The 15,756-nt window shown below is 63.3% G+C and carries 15 protein-coding genes and 1 pseudogene; 12 read left to right on the top strand and 4 right to left on the bottom strand.

The window, feature by feature from the left end; all coding sequences use genetic code 11:
* Nucleotides 1-197: 197 nt before the first annotated feature.
* From OIE68_RS45745 to OIE68_RS45735, 3 genes are all read right to left on the bottom strand, one after another.
* Nucleotides 198-677 (bottom strand): hypothetical protein, encoded by a 480-nt coding sequence (locus OIE68_RS45745; protein WP_327097104.1) that lies wholly within the window; start codon nucleotides 675-677, stop codon nucleotides 198-200.
* 202 nt (nucleotides 678-879) lie between these two features.
* Nucleotides 880-1,245 carry a hypothetical protein gene (locus OIE68_RS45740; protein ID WP_327097103.1) on the bottom strand — a complete coding sequence of 122 codons (366 nt, stop codon included), beginning with the start codon at nucleotides 1,243-1,245 and terminating at the stop codon, nucleotides 880-882.
* A gap of 483 nt (nucleotides 1,246-1,728) precedes the next feature.
* Nucleotides 1,729-1,905, bottom strand: a complete 177-nt coding sequence (locus OIE68_RS45735) for a hypothetical protein (protein ID WP_327097102.1) — start codon at nucleotides 1,903-1,905, stop codon at nucleotides 1,729-1,731.
* 433 nt (nucleotides 1,906-2,338) lie between these two features.
* On the opposite strand from OIE68_RS45735, the gene OIE68_RS45730 reads away from it, so the two are divergent.
* From OIE68_RS45730 to OIE68_RS45685, 10 genes and pseudogenes are all read left to right on the top strand, one after another.
* Nucleotides 2,339-3,538, top strand: a complete 1,200-nt coding sequence (locus OIE68_RS45730; RefSeq protein ID WP_327097101.1) for a helix-turn-helix transcriptional regulator — start codon at nucleotides 2,339-2,341, stop codon at nucleotides 3,536-3,538.
* Nucleotides 3,539-3,543: 5 nt separating this feature from the next.
* Nucleotides 3,544-4,086, top strand: a complete 543-nt coding sequence (locus tag OIE68_RS45725) for a flavoprotein (RefSeq protein WP_327097100.1) — start codon at nucleotides 3,544-3,546, stop codon at nucleotides 4,084-4,086.
* A 101-nt stretch (nucleotides 4,087-4,187) separates the two neighbouring features.
* Nucleotides 4,188-4,565, top strand: a complete 378-nt coding sequence (locus OIE68_RS45720) for a hypothetical protein (RefSeq protein WP_327097099.1) — start codon at nucleotides 4,188-4,190, stop codon at nucleotides 4,563-4,565.
* A 416-nt stretch (nucleotides 4,566-4,981) separates the two neighbouring features.
* Complete coding sequence (locus OIE68_RS45715) at nucleotides 4,982-5,632, top strand: GrpB family protein (RefSeq protein ID WP_327097098.1); 651 nt, start codon at nucleotides 4,982-4,984, stop codon at nucleotides 5,630-5,632.
* The gene (locus OIE68_RS45710) at nucleotides 5,629-5,757 is read left to right on the top strand and encodes a hypothetical protein (RefSeq protein WP_327097097.1); all 129 of its coding nucleotides are present in this window, start codon (nucleotides 5,629-5,631) and stop codon (nucleotides 5,755-5,757) included. Before OIE68_RS45715 ends, OIE68_RS45710 begins: the two co-directional genes overlap by 4 nt.
* Before the next feature lie 82 nt (nucleotides 5,758-5,839).
* On the top strand, nucleotides 5,840-7,279 hold the full coding sequence (gene proS / locus OIE68_RS45705) for a proline--tRNA ligase (RefSeq protein ID WP_327097096.1): 1,440 nt from the start codon (nucleotides 5,840-5,842) through the stop codon (nucleotides 7,277-7,279).
* 261 nt (nucleotides 7,280-7,540) lie between these two features.
* Nucleotides 7,541-8,443: a transposase gene (locus OIE68_RS45700; protein ID WP_327097095.1), complete on the top strand. Its 903-nt coding sequence runs from the start codon at nucleotides 7,541-7,543 to the stop codon at nucleotides 8,441-8,443.
* Between the two features lie 14 nt (nucleotides 8,444-8,457).
* Nucleotides 8,458-8,658 (top strand): annotated as a pseudogene (locus OIE68_RS45695) (IS3 family transposase); the annotation flags it as partial.
* An 858-nt stretch (nucleotides 8,659-9,516) separates the two neighbouring features.
* A complete protein-coding gene (locus OIE68_RS45690; RefSeq protein WP_327102039.1) occupies nucleotides 9,517-10,017 on the top strand; it encodes a nuclease-related domain-containing protein in 501 nt (166 codons plus the stop codon).
* A 244-nt stretch (nucleotides 10,018-10,261) separates the two neighbouring features.
* On the top strand, nucleotides 10,262-10,807 hold the full coding sequence (locus OIE68_RS45685; RefSeq protein ID WP_327097094.1) for a hypothetical protein: 546 nt from the start codon (nucleotides 10,262-10,264) through the stop codon (nucleotides 10,805-10,807).
* Between the two features lie 145 nt (nucleotides 10,808-10,952).
* On the opposite strand, the gene OIE68_RS45680 is transcribed toward OIE68_RS45685, so the two are convergent.
* A complete protein-coding gene (locus tag OIE68_RS45680) occupies nucleotides 10,953-11,378 on the bottom strand; it encodes an NUDIX domain-containing protein (RefSeq protein WP_327097093.1) in 426 nt (141 codons plus the stop codon).
* Nucleotides 11,379-11,834: 456 nt separating this feature from the next.
* On the opposite strand from OIE68_RS45680, the gene OIE68_RS45675 reads away from it, so the two are divergent.
* Both OIE68_RS45675 and OIE68_RS45670 read left to right on the top strand, forming a co-directional pair.
* Nucleotides 11,835-12,431 (top strand): GNAT family N-acetyltransferase, encoded by a 597-nt coding sequence (locus OIE68_RS45675; RefSeq protein ID WP_327097092.1) that lies wholly within the window; start codon nucleotides 11,835-11,837, stop codon nucleotides 12,429-12,431.
* Nucleotides 12,432-12,515: 84 nt separating this feature from the next.
* The gene (locus OIE68_RS45670) at nucleotides 12,516-15,680 is read left to right on the top strand and encodes a GNAT family N-acetyltransferase (protein ID WP_327097091.1); all 3,165 of its coding nucleotides are present in this window, start codon (nucleotides 12,516-12,518) and stop codon (nucleotides 15,678-15,680) included.
* Nucleotides 15,681-15,756 lie beyond the last annotated feature (76 nt).

The following is a 15,756-nucleotide window of genomic DNA, read 5'->3' as shown; positions in this document are numbered from 1 at the left end:
GCCAACGGCGGCATTGCACAAGCCGTGCTGGCATCGATCCGCCGATACTGGTCGGCGGCGCGTTGCGAGGTGGGTAGAGCTAGTCAGCTGCTCGTTCCATCCAATGACACCCGAACAGGACGCAACTCATCCGCAGTCCGACCACGACAGCCGTGTTGACGAGTTGAACCCAAAAGGCAGCATCTGGTGCTTCCCCTTTACATGTGTCGCGCGACGTTGCGTGCATAAGCCACTAGGCGTGTGAACGGCGGCAGCCCGGTCGGTGAGGGCAGCGCCATCCACACCGATGTGCGCTGTCCTGGCGTCGGCAACGTGATCTGCCCACGACAGCATGTGATACCGAGTTCCGCGGCCACCGGATCAGCCGCCAACGCGGCGGCTGCATCGTTCGGCGCGGTCTTGCTGTCCACCAGGAACAGCCATCGTCTCGTGTCGATTCTGGTGATCGGGTCGGTGATCGTGCTGGCAATGATGGGGGCGCTCAAACGATCTGAGAGCGTGGCGCGCAGTCGCGCCCCCAGATCGGGGGACGTGCACACCACATCCACATCCGCGCCGTAGCCGACCGGGAGCATGATCCTCCCGTCATCAGGGTCAACGCGGCTGGCCAGGCCGAACCAATACTCATAGGTGTGGCAGCGTGTCCATACATCCCGCGCCGCGATGATTGTGCCCATGACTTTCCTCAATCGACTAGATCTTCAAAGATGTTGCGAACGTGGGTGTTTCGCGCCGCGGCGAACCGCCAACCAGCAGGAGTCGTCGGCCCGTCTCACGCAGGCAGGAACGACACCGCCCAGCGGCCATCGCCAACGCTCTTCGCCTGATGATCGGTCCTATCACTGCTCATCAGCGACTGATCGACTACCTGCACCGCCATCACGACCTATCGAACCTCCCCGCAACGGCTACCCGCCGACAGCGGAATGGCGGCATCGCACTCCGGTGTGATGCCCTGCGGATGTCGGCGCGGATCTCGGTGAGGAATAGCCCGACATGGCTGAGGGCCAACGCTTTCCGCGTCGGCCGATCACCTGGCTCGGCCAGCACGTCAATCGCCGCGTTCAGGCACACCAGGTAGCTCGCTTGATCAACGTGGTTGGCGTCCTGGACGGCGCGGCTGAGCAACAGGGTGTATTCGGAGCCGTACTCGCTGGTCAACTGCTCGATCAGCGCGGCGGTTCCAGGCAGCGGAATCCCCTCCTCGGTGCCGAGGGTGCCCCCGGCCGGGTAGTGAGCGGTCATGGCCGTCTTTCTGGTTCGGTATCGGAGTTCAGGTAGCGCGGCATCGCGGCGCTACTGGCATGGAAGGTTGTCGAGAATCGCAAAGTCGGAACGTTGCGCGACGCTGACGGCCTCAACTCCGAGCTCGGCGAGGAATTGATTTGCCGTGTCCCACGTCATCGGCCGGTACGCGGCGAACGGCCGAAACGGCTCGGTGCTGCCGCCCGGCTGGGTCAACGTCACAACGTGCCATGCATCGGCGTCGTGGTTGTCGTGGTCGGCGGGGCGAGAATTCGAATCACTTCTTCGTCAGCGGGCACGGGTTGTCGTCGCTCCTCTTCTAGTTGGTAATCAAGGCAATGGGTTTGAGCATCCAGAGGCCCCAACCGGCCATGAGGCCAGCCAGCACACGACCGATGAGATCGGGAGTCAGTCTCGCGGGGACGTCCTCTACGAACTTCGTTCCGGGCGTGTACTGGGGCAGGGGCGGTGCGTCGCTGGTGATCACGATTCCTCGAAAAGTCGATGACACGGCAGCAGGCGCATACTCGCCGATACCGCCCGGTCCAGCCGGACCACGGCGCGGTCATGCCATCGCGCCATGTCTGCGCGGAAGGCTTGGGCGGCGGATTCTTCGGCGCGGAAGTGCAGCGGCGGCAGGGCAGGAAACTCGACGGTCACGTGTAGCTGCATGTCTATGTGGCCCTTCCCATCCGCCGCCCCGCGCTCAGTCGTCCAACTCGGCTGAGACGTAGGCGTGAGCGGCCAAGTACCGCCTGCACTCGGGCCCGTGCCCGTCATGCAGCCGCAAGGCCGCGTATGCCTCGTGAGAGGTGGCGAATTCGGTTGACTCCGTCGCGCATTCCTCGCTCAACGACGAATTCAGCGTCAGCGACGCCACCTGCTCGGCCTGGACCCCTGCTAGGCGTGTGAGGCCCGCTGCTGGGGAGCAAATGACCGTGTCCGATGCCCGTGCCGGATATAGCCTGGTATCGGACCGTTTGGCCGTGAACAGCAAGAGGTCCATGTGTCAACGCTATGGAAATCCGATGGCTACCAGGGCACACAAAGTGTGTGCCTAGCGGCGTGATCTGGTGGGGAGGATGGAATTGTTATGGATATCGACGGCATCCCCCGCCGGATTGCGTATTGGCGCGATCGGCGCGGTCTAACACAAGCCGACCTGGCTTTTCGGCTCGGCGGCTCAAAATCGTGGGTTCAGAAGCTCGAATCCGGCGACAGACAAGCAGATCCGCGCATCAGCGTGCTGGAGCGGGTGGCAGCGGCGCTGTCGATCCCGCTTGAAGTACTGCTTGGTGCAGAGATGCCACGCCGGGAGTGCGTTGACGCCGCCGAAATTGCAATAATCCGCGATACATTGCTGCGGCCCGACGTCATCACTGGCATCCACACCGACGCTGAGCCGGTTGACCTGCGCTCGCTCGAGCGTCGCGCCGACTACTGCTTCGAGGCATATCAGGCAGCGCACTACTCAACGCTGGGCCGGGTGCTCCCGGATCTGATCCTCGACGGGCAGAGAGCAGCCCAATCCAACGACCAGGCGGCTTTGGCCGCGTTGTCAAGCATCTACCACGTGACGGCGCTGGTGCTGATGAAATTCTCGGATGCGACACTGGCCTGGCATGCTGCCGATCGAGCCCTGACCACCGCCCATCGAAGCAGCGATGCGGCATCGATCGGGCTGGCAGCTCAGATGTTCACCTACGCCATGTTCGGCCACGGACAAGCGAAAGCGGGCGCGGACCTGTCGATCAACACCGCCGAAACATTCGCCGCCGAGCTGCAAGCCCTCGGCCCCCCTGGGTGGGCGGTCTACGGCAGCATGTTCCTGAAGGCTGCCGTTGCCGTTGCGGCAACCGAAAATATCCGTACCACCAGAGATTTGATCGCTGAAGCCAAAGAAGCGGCGGGACACACCGGCGACAACCGGAACGACTTCCACACCTGCTTCGGTATCACGAACTGTCTGCTGCACGAAGCATCAGTACTGGGGCAATTCGGCGAGTACAGCGCCGCCATCGAGACCGCAAACCGCATCGCCCCTAATGCATTGGCTGCTCTGTCCCGTGAACGTCGAACGCATCACTTCATTGACACCGCTGTGGCCCACCACGGGCTTCATCAAGACGACCAGGCGCTGAGTTACTTGCTGGACGCTGAACGTCACGCGCCGCAAGAAGTTCATTGCCGCCCTGCGACACGGCTGCTGATCAGTGACATGCTGCATCAGGCAAAAGGCAGCGGGTCTTGGGCACTTCAAGGGTTGGCGAAACGGTCCGGCGTGGTTCGATGAGTGGTATGCCAGTTCTGTATGTCGTTGGATGCGCCGCCCCGCCAGTCCTGAAGATCCAGACCCTGATCACCAGTGCGATTGACCGGGGCTGGGATACCTGCCTGATCCTGACAGCGACCGCAGATCGTTGGCTGGCTGACTCAACGGACGCACTGACCGAACTCACAGGGCACCCGATCCGAACCAACTACAAGCTGCCTGGCCAACCGGACGTACTGCCTCCAGCAGACGCCATGCTGGTGGCACCGGCTACGTCCAACACGATCAACAAGTGGGCGGCTGGCATTAGTGACACGTTGCCGCTCGGGCTGATCACCGAGGCAATCGGCAAAGGCTTGCCGCTGGTGGCGTTGCCTTTTCTGAACGAGGCACAAGCCAAACACCCAGCGTTTTCACGAAGTGTTGAGACCCTTCGTAGCGCTGGCGTACAGATCCTCCTTGCAGGGGAGGGCTACACACCGCATGGTCTTGGTGGCAGTGACGGAGCAGATTTTCCGTGGGAGTTGGCGCTGGATCCTTTGGAATCAGCTCCAACTCTCACGAAATGAGCCTCCTGCGGTAGACGCTGAACAGGGCACGCCGCCACGTACGTCACCTCAGCAAACAAATCGCAGGACTACAACCCCACTGAAACCGCTTAGGAGAAACGTTGCAAGACATCGACCGCGGGCGCGTCTTCCGTGCGGCCTGGATCGCTGGTGTCGCCAAGCACTACCCAGGCGAGCCGAAGCCCGGCTACATCGCGCCCTGGGAAGAGATGCCCGCATGGGAGCAAGCAGCCGCGATCGCAGTGCACGACCAGGTCGCTGAGTTCATCACCGTCACCGACGGTAATGCCAATAGACTTACGACCGAGCAGAAGGGGCGCTGGGTCGCCCTGTGTTGGATCGGGCAGGTCCATAAGCACTTTCCCGAACCAAAACCGTCCTACATCGCCGACTGGGAAGACATGCCGGACTGGCAGCGCAAGGTTGATTCACACATCTTCGACGCCATCGAAGCGTCGATCGCCGCAATTACTCAGTAGGTCCCTCTCTGCCAGACTCGAATGAGACCAAACAGCGGGTTCGTGGGGTCGAGTAGGCGTGATCAGGGATATAGAGCAGGTGACGTCGAGTTCGGCGGATCTGCCCGCCGAGGATGGCGTGGTGGCAGCGAGGAAGACGAGGGGTTCGGCTGGTGGCCGGTCGAAGCGGCGCCAGTTCACCGCGAGTGCAAGGCCGCGATCGTGGCCGAGTATGAGCAGTTGACCGATCCCGACGCGAAGGGGGCGTCGCCGCGGGGGGAGGGTCTGTGTCACTCTCGAGTTATCGACTGGACCGCCCGGGATGCTGGTGTGTTGAATGCGTTGGTAGCCAAGCGAACCGGGCCGAACGAGCATTCCGGGCCGCCGGTGAGGTAATTGCTCCAATCCGGTTACCCCAACGAATTGGGCGGGGCCGAATGCCAGACCACTCCAAGGGTGCCACCGTGATGATCCTCGACTACGACCCCGCCTGGCCGGTCCGTGCAGAACGGTTGCTGCAGATCGTGCGCTCGGCCCTTCGAGACTCGGACAACTCCGATATGTTCGTTTATGAGCATATCGGTTCTACCGCAGTGCCCGGCTTGGCGGCCAAACCTATCGTGGATCTACAGGTGTGTATGCCCGCCCTGCTACCGCTGGATGCGCTCGCAGTACTGCTGGCGCACACGGGTTTCGTACCCGCGCCCGGCGCGCGGTCCGACTCACCAGGCGTGTACCGCGACATCCCGCGCCCAGGCGACGAAGATCACGCTGAAGCGCACGGAAAACGGCTATTCCATTCACCCGAGCAGTCGGCCATCCTGCACATTCGTCGGCTGGATTCTCCCTTCGCCGCTTTCGTTGTTCTCGTCCGGGATTGGCTGCGCGCACATCCGGATGAGGCACGGCGCTACGCCGAGCTCAAGTATGAGCTTGCCGTTCAACATGCGGCAGATCCCGACTACGACGACTACACCCGCTCCAAGTCGTTGTTCTTCGACGAAGTCGAGCCGCGAATGCGGCAGTGGGCAACCGGCAAGCTCACCAGCAGCCGGACGGTGAACGTAGCGGCACAGTGTCGCACGTGACGACCTCGCACAACACTCCCGCCGTGACCGGACACTGCCTGCCGGTCGAGCAGTACGTAGCCGGGGCGGACTCGGCCGCGGTCAGGGGGCGGACGCACTACTTCTCCCGCGCAGCCTGTCGGTGAATTTGCAGCGCGCGGAACGGTTCCCGCTTGATACAAGTGAGGCAGGTCACTGTGCCGATTGCTGGGGCATTAGCGTGGTGGTATGGCACGCGATGAGCGCGGGGTGACCGCCCAGAGTGAGGATTTCGCTTCTTGGTACAACGAGCTGGTTGTGAAGGCTGGCCTTGTCGATCGGGGTCCGGCCAAGGGCACGATGGTTATCCGACCGTATGGCTATCGCGTGTGGGAGTTGCTGCAAGCCGAGCTGGATGCGCGGATCAAGGCGACTGGGCATGAGAACGCGTATTTTCCGTTGTTGATTCCGCAGAGCTACCTCGAGCGCGAGGCCGATCATGTCGATGGTTTCGCCCCTGAGCTGGCGGTGGTGACTCACGCGGGCGGTAAGGAGCTGGAAGAACCGCTGGTGGTGCGGCCGACTTCGGAAACCATCATCGGGGAGATGATGGCGAAGTGGATTTCCTCGCATCGGGATCTGCCGATGCTGCTGAACCAGTGGGCGAACGTGGTTCGGTGGGAGATGAGGCCGCGAATGTTCTTGCGCACCACCGAATTTCTGTGGCAGGAAGGCCATACCGCACACGCCGATGAGCAGCAGGCGCGTGAGGAAATGATGCTCGCGCTGGGCATCTACCAAGAAGTGGCGCGCGAGTACGCGGCGATGCCGGTCGTAGCGGGTGAGAAGACCGCTGGTGAGCGGTTCGCGGGCGCGGTGTCGACGGTGACGATCGAGTCGATGATGCGTGACGGCAAGGCCCTGCAGGCCGGTACATCGCATTACATGGGCACGAATTTCGCGACTGCGTTCGGTATCCGCTATGCCAGCGCTGATGGGCGAGAAGAGTTGTGCCACACCACGTCATGGGGCATGAGTACCCGAATGCTCGGCGGTATCGTGTTGAGTCACGGCGATGATCGGGGTCTGGTGCTGCCGCCTCGGCTGGCGCCGTATCAGGTGGTGATCGTGCCGATCACTCGCGGGGATGGCGCGGATGTGGTGGCGGCTGCCCAAGCGCTGGCCGAGGGCTTGCGCGGTGCGGGTGTGCGGGTGCATGTCGATGACCGCGATCAGCTCAGTCCGGGATTCAAATTCAACGATTGGGAACTCAAGGGAGTCCCGGTCCGGGTCGAGTTGGGGCCGCGTGATCTCGCGGCCGGGACCGCGGTGCTGGTGCGCCGTCTGGGCGATCAGGGTAAACAATCGGTGCAGTTGGACACGTTGCCGCAACTCATGCCAAGCATCCTCGAACAGTTCCAGGCGTTCCTGCTGGCTCGGGCCGCCGATTTCCGCGACACCCACACCGTCGATGTCGACGACTGGGCCGCGTTCGAAACCGGTGTCGCAACGGGATGGGTGCGAGCGCTGCATTGCGGGCAACCGGCTTGTGAGGACGACATCAAAGCGGTGACCTCGGCGACGCCGCGATGCGTGCCACTGGACGGGCCGCCGGAGACGGGACGATGCGTGCGTTGTGGCTCACCGGCCATCTACGGCAAGCGGGTGATCTTCTCCCGCGCCTACTGAATCGAGTAAGAGTGCCGGGTCTCGCGGCTCCCCTACTAACGCCACCGGACATCCGGCCCGCATCCGGCGGTTCGTCAAGCCGCTGTTGTGAGATGTTCTCTAGTCCCCCCAGGCCGAGATCGTCCCAACAGGTGTTGGACTGTGCCCGCTACATGACAAGGCGGCCAGCTAAGCACAGGTCAACAACGGAATCGAAACCTCTGTCAGCGGAACGCGAATCTGGTCCGGCTCAGCTCTCGCCGTCGTCCGGCCGTGTGGGCCATGCTGCCCGATGGATCGGTTCTGACCAGGATCAATGGTTACCGCTTCCGCATCGTCGATATCCAGATCACCGCCACCTGCGCCGACGGATCCCGCGTGGGTGACCGCTATCGGGTCATCACCACCTTGCTCGACCACCGCACCGATCCATCGATCCAGATCGCCCGCCTCTACCACGAGCGCTGGGAGATCGAATCAGCATTCTTCGCGTTGCGCCACACCATGTTCCGCGGACGCGTTCTGCGTTCCACCGACCCGGTCGGCCTCAAGCAGGAGATGTGGGCAGCCCTGACGATCTATCAGACGTTGCGCCGCGCCATGTGTGACGCCGTGGAGACCGCTCCGGGAACCGACCCCGACCGGGCAAGCTTCACCGTGGCCATGACCGCGGCCATCAACCAGATCGTCACCGCAACCAACATCACCAGCAACGACTCACCCGAAAACGCAATCGCCCGAGCGGTTTTGGAGAACCTCCTGCCCGCCCGCCGTCCGCGCATCGCCGCTCGCAAGGTCAAATGCCCCATGTCCCGCTACGGGAGCGCGCTCACCGGCAACCGCCCTACCAAGAGCCAAGCCGTCATCCGGCTGGAACTCTGCGCGCTCACCGACCCACCACAGACCGAAGCGGCCGAACACCCCGCAAGCGCTGCCGACCCGGGCCACCGCCAGCAAGTGTTGCAGCTACTGCGGACCGACCCCGACCGCGACTGGACCCCCAATGAAATCGCCCAAGAGCTGAAACACGTTCGCTACCGCAGCCTTTGCAGCCAAATAGGCCGATGGACCGACCAAGGATTCCTCGACCGGATCGGTCGTGGACGCTACCGCCTCAACCGGCAATGGCTGGCACCGGAACCACCACAGCCAGACGGCGACTCGACAACCGACCCCACCGCTTAACTACGCGGCATTGCTTGTACAAGACCGAGCTGATCAAGCCGCGAGGCCCCTGGCGCAGCGTCGACCACGTCGAGTTCGCCACCGCCGAATGGGTCGATTGGTTCAATCACCGGCGCCTCTATCAGTACTGCGGGGACATCCCGCCCGCCGAAATGGAGGCCGCCTATTACGCTCAGAACCCAGCCTGGCAACCGGCCGGGCTGTCACACAAGTAGGTCTCCGGACTCACCGGAGCGATTCAATTAGCTTCCACCCCAACATCGTGTTCAAGCCCCGGATACCTTTTCACCGAACGGAAAGGCTATTCAGGCACGGCGACTGATCAACCCACAACCGCAGCGATCGACCTGGTCCGACTGCCTGCCTGCCACTCATCCCTCCAATGCACCGCCGGGAACGACGCCGCCGACAGATGCGTCGTCAGATCCACGCCCTGAATCGAACCGGACCTCCTCGCCGTCAATAGTCCACCGCGCAACCATGCTGCATAATGACCCACGGAGCGAACATATGTTCGATTGTTCGGGTATTGTCGCCGCATCGTCGCCCCGCGCATGCGGAGGATGACTCCAAACGCCAGCATGTGGCGTCAACGCCCACTGGGAGGCAATGATGGTGTCGCCGTTTGCTTCCTGGGTGCGCGGGGCGCTACGCATGCGAAATGCCCTGGGGCTCATTCTGATCCGTGTCTTCGACTGTTCGGGCATGCTGGGTGTTGGGGCGCGTGGAGAAGGCGGGGCACGATGCAGGTCAAGGTTTTGTCGGATCACGGAGGTGAGCAGCTTCACCAGCCCGAGCAACGGTTACAGGGTGCCGCAGCGGATCATGCCGCGCCGCAAGGCTATTACGCTCACGCATACGGCGAGTTGGAGGCTGCTCACCGGACAAAGCCGCTGTGGAAGCGGTTGCTGTCCGTGCCCACCGCCGACGAACAAGCCGCCCAAGCACGGGTCGGTGACGCTTCCCGACAGGTGGAATCGGCCGAGTACGAGGTACATCGGGCATATAAACCGGGTCCAGCAGCAAGGCGCTGGGGTGTACGGTGAGGACTCGCTCACTGGGCCCTTGCTGGCCTGCTACCGGATGAATGGGTCATGCTCCGCGGCTACCGCAATAGGCGCGGCGAGACCGACCACGTACTCGTCGGCCGGGCCGGAGTGTGGGCGGTCGAGGTCAAACGCCGCCGGGTTCTGCTGCACGCCGTCGGTGACCAGTGGTGGTTCCAGAAGATCAGCGCACAGGGCCGCGTGTGCGAGTCGGAGTGGGCGGTCGACGGCGCTGGCCGCAGCCGGCCGCGCCAGGTCGGCAACATCGCGCACGATCTGGCCATATGGTTGCAACGGCAAGGACATCACGTCGAGGTGCGGACAGCGGTGATGCTCATGCACGAGCACACTCAACTCGTCAAATGCGTCACCCCTGCCGTGAATTTCGTCGGATCCGATCCCTGGCAACTCACCGACACCAGTCTCAGTGGTCTCGCGACACCACTGAGCCAGATTACGTGCGAGGACATTGTCGCGTTGGTTGAGCGTGACCATCACTTCCACGCCAGTCGACGCCGAGCACGGTGATCCGATCGAACTCCGCCCCCAAAACCTTCAGCCCCGTGTTCCAGGGCCACTCGGAATGTCAGCCGCACGGTCACGGACTAAAGCTGCCAGAACCAGCCCACCGCCACGCGGTGCACGGGCAATGCTGTTCAACCAAACGACACCCACGACGAGGAGAGAGACATTGAGCGGACCGGCTTCGACACAACCCAGCGCAGAGAACTCCGTCACTGTGACCCGCGTACGCACGAGACCATCGAATGAGATGCCAGTAGCGATACCGGTTGAGCGGGTATTGGCGCGCACCGAGGATGTCGTCGCGGCGTTGGTTGGCGCTCGCGCCTACCGCGAGGGAATCGAGTTGTCGTTGCACCTGTATGTCCGGCCGGGAAGCGATCATTCGGCGCTCAGCGGCTTCCATGGCTATCCGAGTGGCGCCAAGGACCAGTTCCTGGTCGGTGTCGAATTCTCCGACGGCCGGACAGCGACCAATATCGATCTCTGGCGCCTCGACGACGACGCGGACAACGCGATCCTGATGAGCGGCGGCGGTGGTTCGAGCGATGGATTCAGCGCCACCACCTACTACCTGACACCACTGCCACCGCCCGGATCGCTCACGGTGATCGTCGCCTGGCCCGCGGCCGGCATCGCCGAACAACGAGTCGAGCTCGACACCGAGGCGTTCCGGCAAGCCGCCGAGCGCACGGAAGTGCTATGGCCCGCCGACAGCGACACCAAGCCGCGCGAGCTGCCGCGCGTAGTTCCGGATTTCGCACCTGGCGGATGGTTCGAACGTGCCCTGAACTGAATCGATCTCCCAACGTCGAGGTCAGCCGCTCGACGTCCGCTGTTGTCGTTTTATCTTCAACGGAGACGATCGATCCGAAATCACAGATGTGACAACGCAATTCGCGTACCGCAGACGTCAAATCGAAGGACGCTTTCCGAAGAATTCAGCGGTTCCACCGTCGGCAGAATGTGTTGGCGTGGTTGGCGACAAGTGCGTCTTTGAGCGCACAGGGTCGCAGGTCGGCGACGGGAAGTTGGTCGAGGGGCAGCCACAGGAACTCGAGGTGGTCTTCCTGACTGACGGGTTCACCAGTGATCTGGGCGGTGAAGATCAGGTTGAGTTCGTGGCGGATGGTGTCGGTGTCGTCGGTATAGCCTTGTTCGACGACTCCGATCAGTTGACCGATGCTGGCACTGGCACCGATTTCTTCTTTCAGTTCCCGCACGAGGGCGTCTTCGATCGGTTCCCCGGGTTTGACGTGGTCGCCCGGCAAGAAGGCATACGACTTACCGCGTTCTCGGGCGACTAGCAGCCCGCCGGCGCAACCGATGACAGCTCGCGCGATGAGTTCGGTTGTTGCGGCACTCATCTGGGGAGCTCCCGATGTCGGACGGCTCTCGTACGGTAGATCGACGATTTCCGGTCAGCTTACCGCCGCCGATGTCGCGGCCGGTCGGATGATGAACATCTGACTGGTATCGCTGGAAGCGTGAAATGCGAACCGCTGGAAACAGGTTCAACGCTGTCGATCGCATCCAACTCGAATTCCCGACCCCGCCAACCTTCCACAGTTGCCATGCGCAGTCCAGGCGGCCGGGCGGGCTGTAGTGATGGAGCAGCCCGTTTGTGTCGGGCTCGCGTTTCGGGCAACGGTGGTGCGTTGGTGGTATTGCACAGCTTCGGCGAGTTCGTCGAGCTGAAGTAGCTGTCCGGTCAATTCTTTCACGTGTTCTCGCGCCTCGGCGGGGGTTGCGTAGAGCATCGGTCTCGTGGACGGCGCGGGCCTCGCCCTGTGGGCGTCGCAGACCGGCCGCCCGTCATGGTAGTGAACCTCGAGGTGTCGGCCGAAAAGCGATCGACTCCGCAATCGCGTGGACTTTACTGTTCTGCCATGTCCGTCAACGGTTTCAGCATCGGTAACGTGATTCTGCGCTCCCCTCGCATGGGCGACGAGCAGGTCGTACGCGCAGCCCACCAGGTGATGGCTGCCGAGGACGGCTTCGACTTCGCTCTCGGTCTGGAACCTGCGATGGACTGGAAGCAGTACCTCGACGTGCTAGAGGACTACCGTCGGGGCCGCAACTTGCCCGACGGCATCGTTCCCGCCACGTTTCTGATCGCCACCGTCAACGACGAAATCGTCGGCCGCGCCGACATCCGGCACACGCTCAACGACTACCTGGCGCTCAGAGGCGGACACGTCGGCTACGCCGTCCTCCCCGAACACCGACGCCGGGGCCACGGCCGCGCTATCCTGCAGCAGAGTCTGGACCTCGCGCACCGGATGGGTATCGAGCGTGTGTTCATCACGTGCGACGACGGCAATGATGCAAGCCGCCGGATCATCGAATCCTGCGGCGGCACACTGGAATCGGTTGAGCCGTGGAGTGACGGGACGCTGATCCGACGCTACTGGATCTGATTCGGGGCAATGGGGAGTCGATGCAGGACGTGTCGCTTCCGGGGCGCGTCCACGGGCGGTAACTGTAGGCGGGAGGCAGGGGCATTGTCGGAGTTCGACCGTCATGTGGATGACTTCACGTCGTATCAGGAGACGCCGTGGGGTCGGCTGCGGTATGAGCAGGTGTTCGCTAACCTGGCCCGGCACTTGCCGGATCGTCGGGTCCGGGTCCTGGACGCGGGCGGCGGCAACGGCATCGACGCGGTGCGGCTGGCCCGAGCGGGTCACCACGTAACGGTCGTGGACACCTCGAGCCGGTCGTTGCACGCCACGCGCGGACGCGCTGCGCAAGCTGGGGTCGAAGACCGAATCGAATGCCATGCCTGCGATATACACCAGGCGGCATGGGATCTGCGTGACCGGCAATACGACATCGTCCTGCTGCACAACGTGGTTCAGTACCTCCAAGAACCTGCGTCGGTGATCGGGGACCTGGTGGGGCTGCTGCGCACCGGTGGGCTGATATCGATTCTGGCGCCCAATCCTTCATGCGACCCACTGGCCGCCGCCGTCCGCCGAAGCGATCTCGACGAGGCGCTGCGCCTGTTGAACACCACGCAGCGCGAGTCGGCCACCTACGGTCTGGAATACATCTCCCGCACAGCAGATGAAGTCGTCGGATACGTCCTTGGCGCGGGGATGAACCCGCCGCTGCGTTACGGGGTCCGTGCGGTGTGCGACCTGATCGCCGACGACGAAGCCAAGCACGACCCCATGTTCTTCGACAAGCTGCTGCGGTTGGAGAACGCTGTGGCCGACCGCCGCCCGTACCTGGACTGCGCCCGGTTCTTCCATCTGATCGCCACCAAACCCGAGGCGTCAACCGACACCGCAGCCGAGATGCGGCGGCGACGCGTCCCGATGAACATCGTGGGCTACGAGGCACGGGTGCGCACCGGAGAATGTTTCATCTGCGAGTTCCTTGCCAGGACACCTGGTTTCGAGCATGAGACCGTCTATGACGATGGCGAACACGTGGGTTTCCTGAACAAGTACCCGACGCTACCGGGCTCTGTGTTGGTGGTACCCCGCCGACACGTCGAAGATGTCGTGCGCGACCTGACGCCACAGGAATATCTTCGGCTGCAATCAGCTGTCCACACAGTGGCCACCGGTGTCGCCGAAGCGATGAATCCTGAACGCCTGTACCTGTTCTCGATGGGGTCCAACGACGGCAACGCGCACATTCACTGGCACATCGCGCCGTTACCGCCCGGCGTGCCCTACCGGGAACAGCAGTTCCACGCTGTGGCGGCAGAGAACGGCATTCTGGCGTACTCACCGCCGGAGCTCGCAGCACTGGCCGGCCGCATCCGGATCGCCCTCGCGGCGCAGACACCAACCGGTCCAGCGGGCACCCCACCGCAATCGTGCATCAGCGGCAATTCCGCAAAAACCGGTCGGCTCGTGGTCATTCGCGGGAACTCCGGCTCCGGAAAGACAACCGTGGCCCGCCAGTTGCAGCGCCGGTTCGACCGCGGGCGGTGCCTGGTGATCGGTCAGGATGTCGTGCGACGGGAGTTCCTGCGCGAGTCCGATGTCACCGGCGGCTACAACATCGACCTCTTGCGCGACATCGCCACGCTCGGCCTCGAACGCGGACTCACCGTGGTCGTGGAGGGCATCCTCACCGCACGCCGCTACGGCACCATGCTGGCACAGCTCGCCGCTACGGCGGAGCGGGCATGCTTCTACGCCTTCGACCTCACCTTCGCCGACACCGTGCAGCGTCACTCCGCACGGCGCGCCAAGACAGCCGAGTTCGACCGCGACGATATGCGCCATTGGTACCACGGGTGGGACCCCCTCGGGTTCGTGGACGAGGTACGCATCGACGCGGCCCACAGTCTTGAAGACATCGTCGACACGATCTACGCCGACATCACCCTGGACTCCCCAAACGAGCCCGTGGCGAACAGTTCACCGCCGACCGCAATGGTCTTCGATTCCGGCGCCGATCGGCGGCCGCCGCAGGCCGCACCACCCGGCCAACCTGTGGTGCTCCGCTGCTGGGGCACAAGCCACACCGAGCACCTGGTCGCGACCTCGTCCCGGTTGACCGACCTCGCAGATCTGCCGGAAACCGGCGACACGGTGAGCGTCGATGGTCGACACAACGCCGGGTTCGTGGCTCGCCTGGAAACCGTTCTGGCACTGAAACTTCCCGACGTGGCGTTCACGATCCACAATCACGGCCGCGGTGGTGCCACCAGCCGGGACCTGCTGGCCGACGTCGTCGGGGTAGACCTCGACCAGGACTTGGCGCTGCTGGAGTGCGGAACCAACGACGTGCTCCGCCGCGCGCAAGGCCGCGATCATGAAGCTGTCGATATCGAGGAGTTCACCCGAAACTATCGAGCGATCCTCGAGCACCTGCAGTCACGAGCACGGCGGGTGATCTGCCTTGCCGCACCTCCAGTCGGCGTTGAATGCGGTCTGGACGCGGTATCGATCAACCAGGACCTGTTCGCCTACAACCTCGCCGCACAGAAGGCAGCCCACGAGGCCGGCGCGATGTTCGTGGACTACTGGGGCGCGTTCGTCACCACCACCGCCCTACTGTGCGAACGCGACGATGCCCCCAGCCCGTGGCTTGCCGACGGAATCCATCTCGACGACATCGGCGATGAACTGATCCTGCGCAGCCTCGAAGCCACCCTCATCGGCAAGAACGTCATCACCGGCTTGTTACCGACGCGCACGAAGACCAAGAAACCCAGTGCGGAGGTGGCGATCCGGCCCGCACGCGTCGAGGACGTGCCGTCATTGGTCCGGTTGCGCGTCGCAGTAGCGGCGGAACGGAAGTGGATCGGCGCGCAACCTCCGATAGACGAAGACAAGGCCGCCGCCCGACTGTCCGAGCAGATCGCCGCGGACACCGCTGGTGTCATCGTCGGCGACCACCGCACCGCCGGTGTCATAGCGATCGCAACCGCCGACTTCACGACACCGGGCGTCCCCGAGATCACCATGATGATCGCGGCCGACCACCGAGGCGGCGGCGTCGGCGGCACCTTGCTCGACCATCTCCTCGACTGGTGCAAACACCACCACGCCCACAAAGCGACCCTGAAAGTCTGGCCGCACAACCTACCCGCGATCAAGCTCTACCACCGCGCCGGCTTCGAAACCGAAGGCACACTGCGCGCCCACTACCGGCGGCGCAACGGTGAACTCTGGGACGCGATCATCATGAGTCGGCTGTTGTAGAAGCCTGGACCGTGGCCAGTTGCTGGGGCAGTCCAGCGCTATCGGCTGTTCCTTGCGGAGCTGCCCGGCTGTCCCG

This window comes from Nocardia vinacea (genome assembly GCF_035920345.1).
Taxonomy (GTDB): domain Bacteria; phylum Actinomycetota; class Actinomycetes; order Mycobacteriales; family Mycobacteriaceae; genus Nocardia; species Nocardia vinacea_A.
Note: the sequence above shows the minus strand (reverse complement) of the source record. Positions and strands in the feature narration are given on the sequence as shown.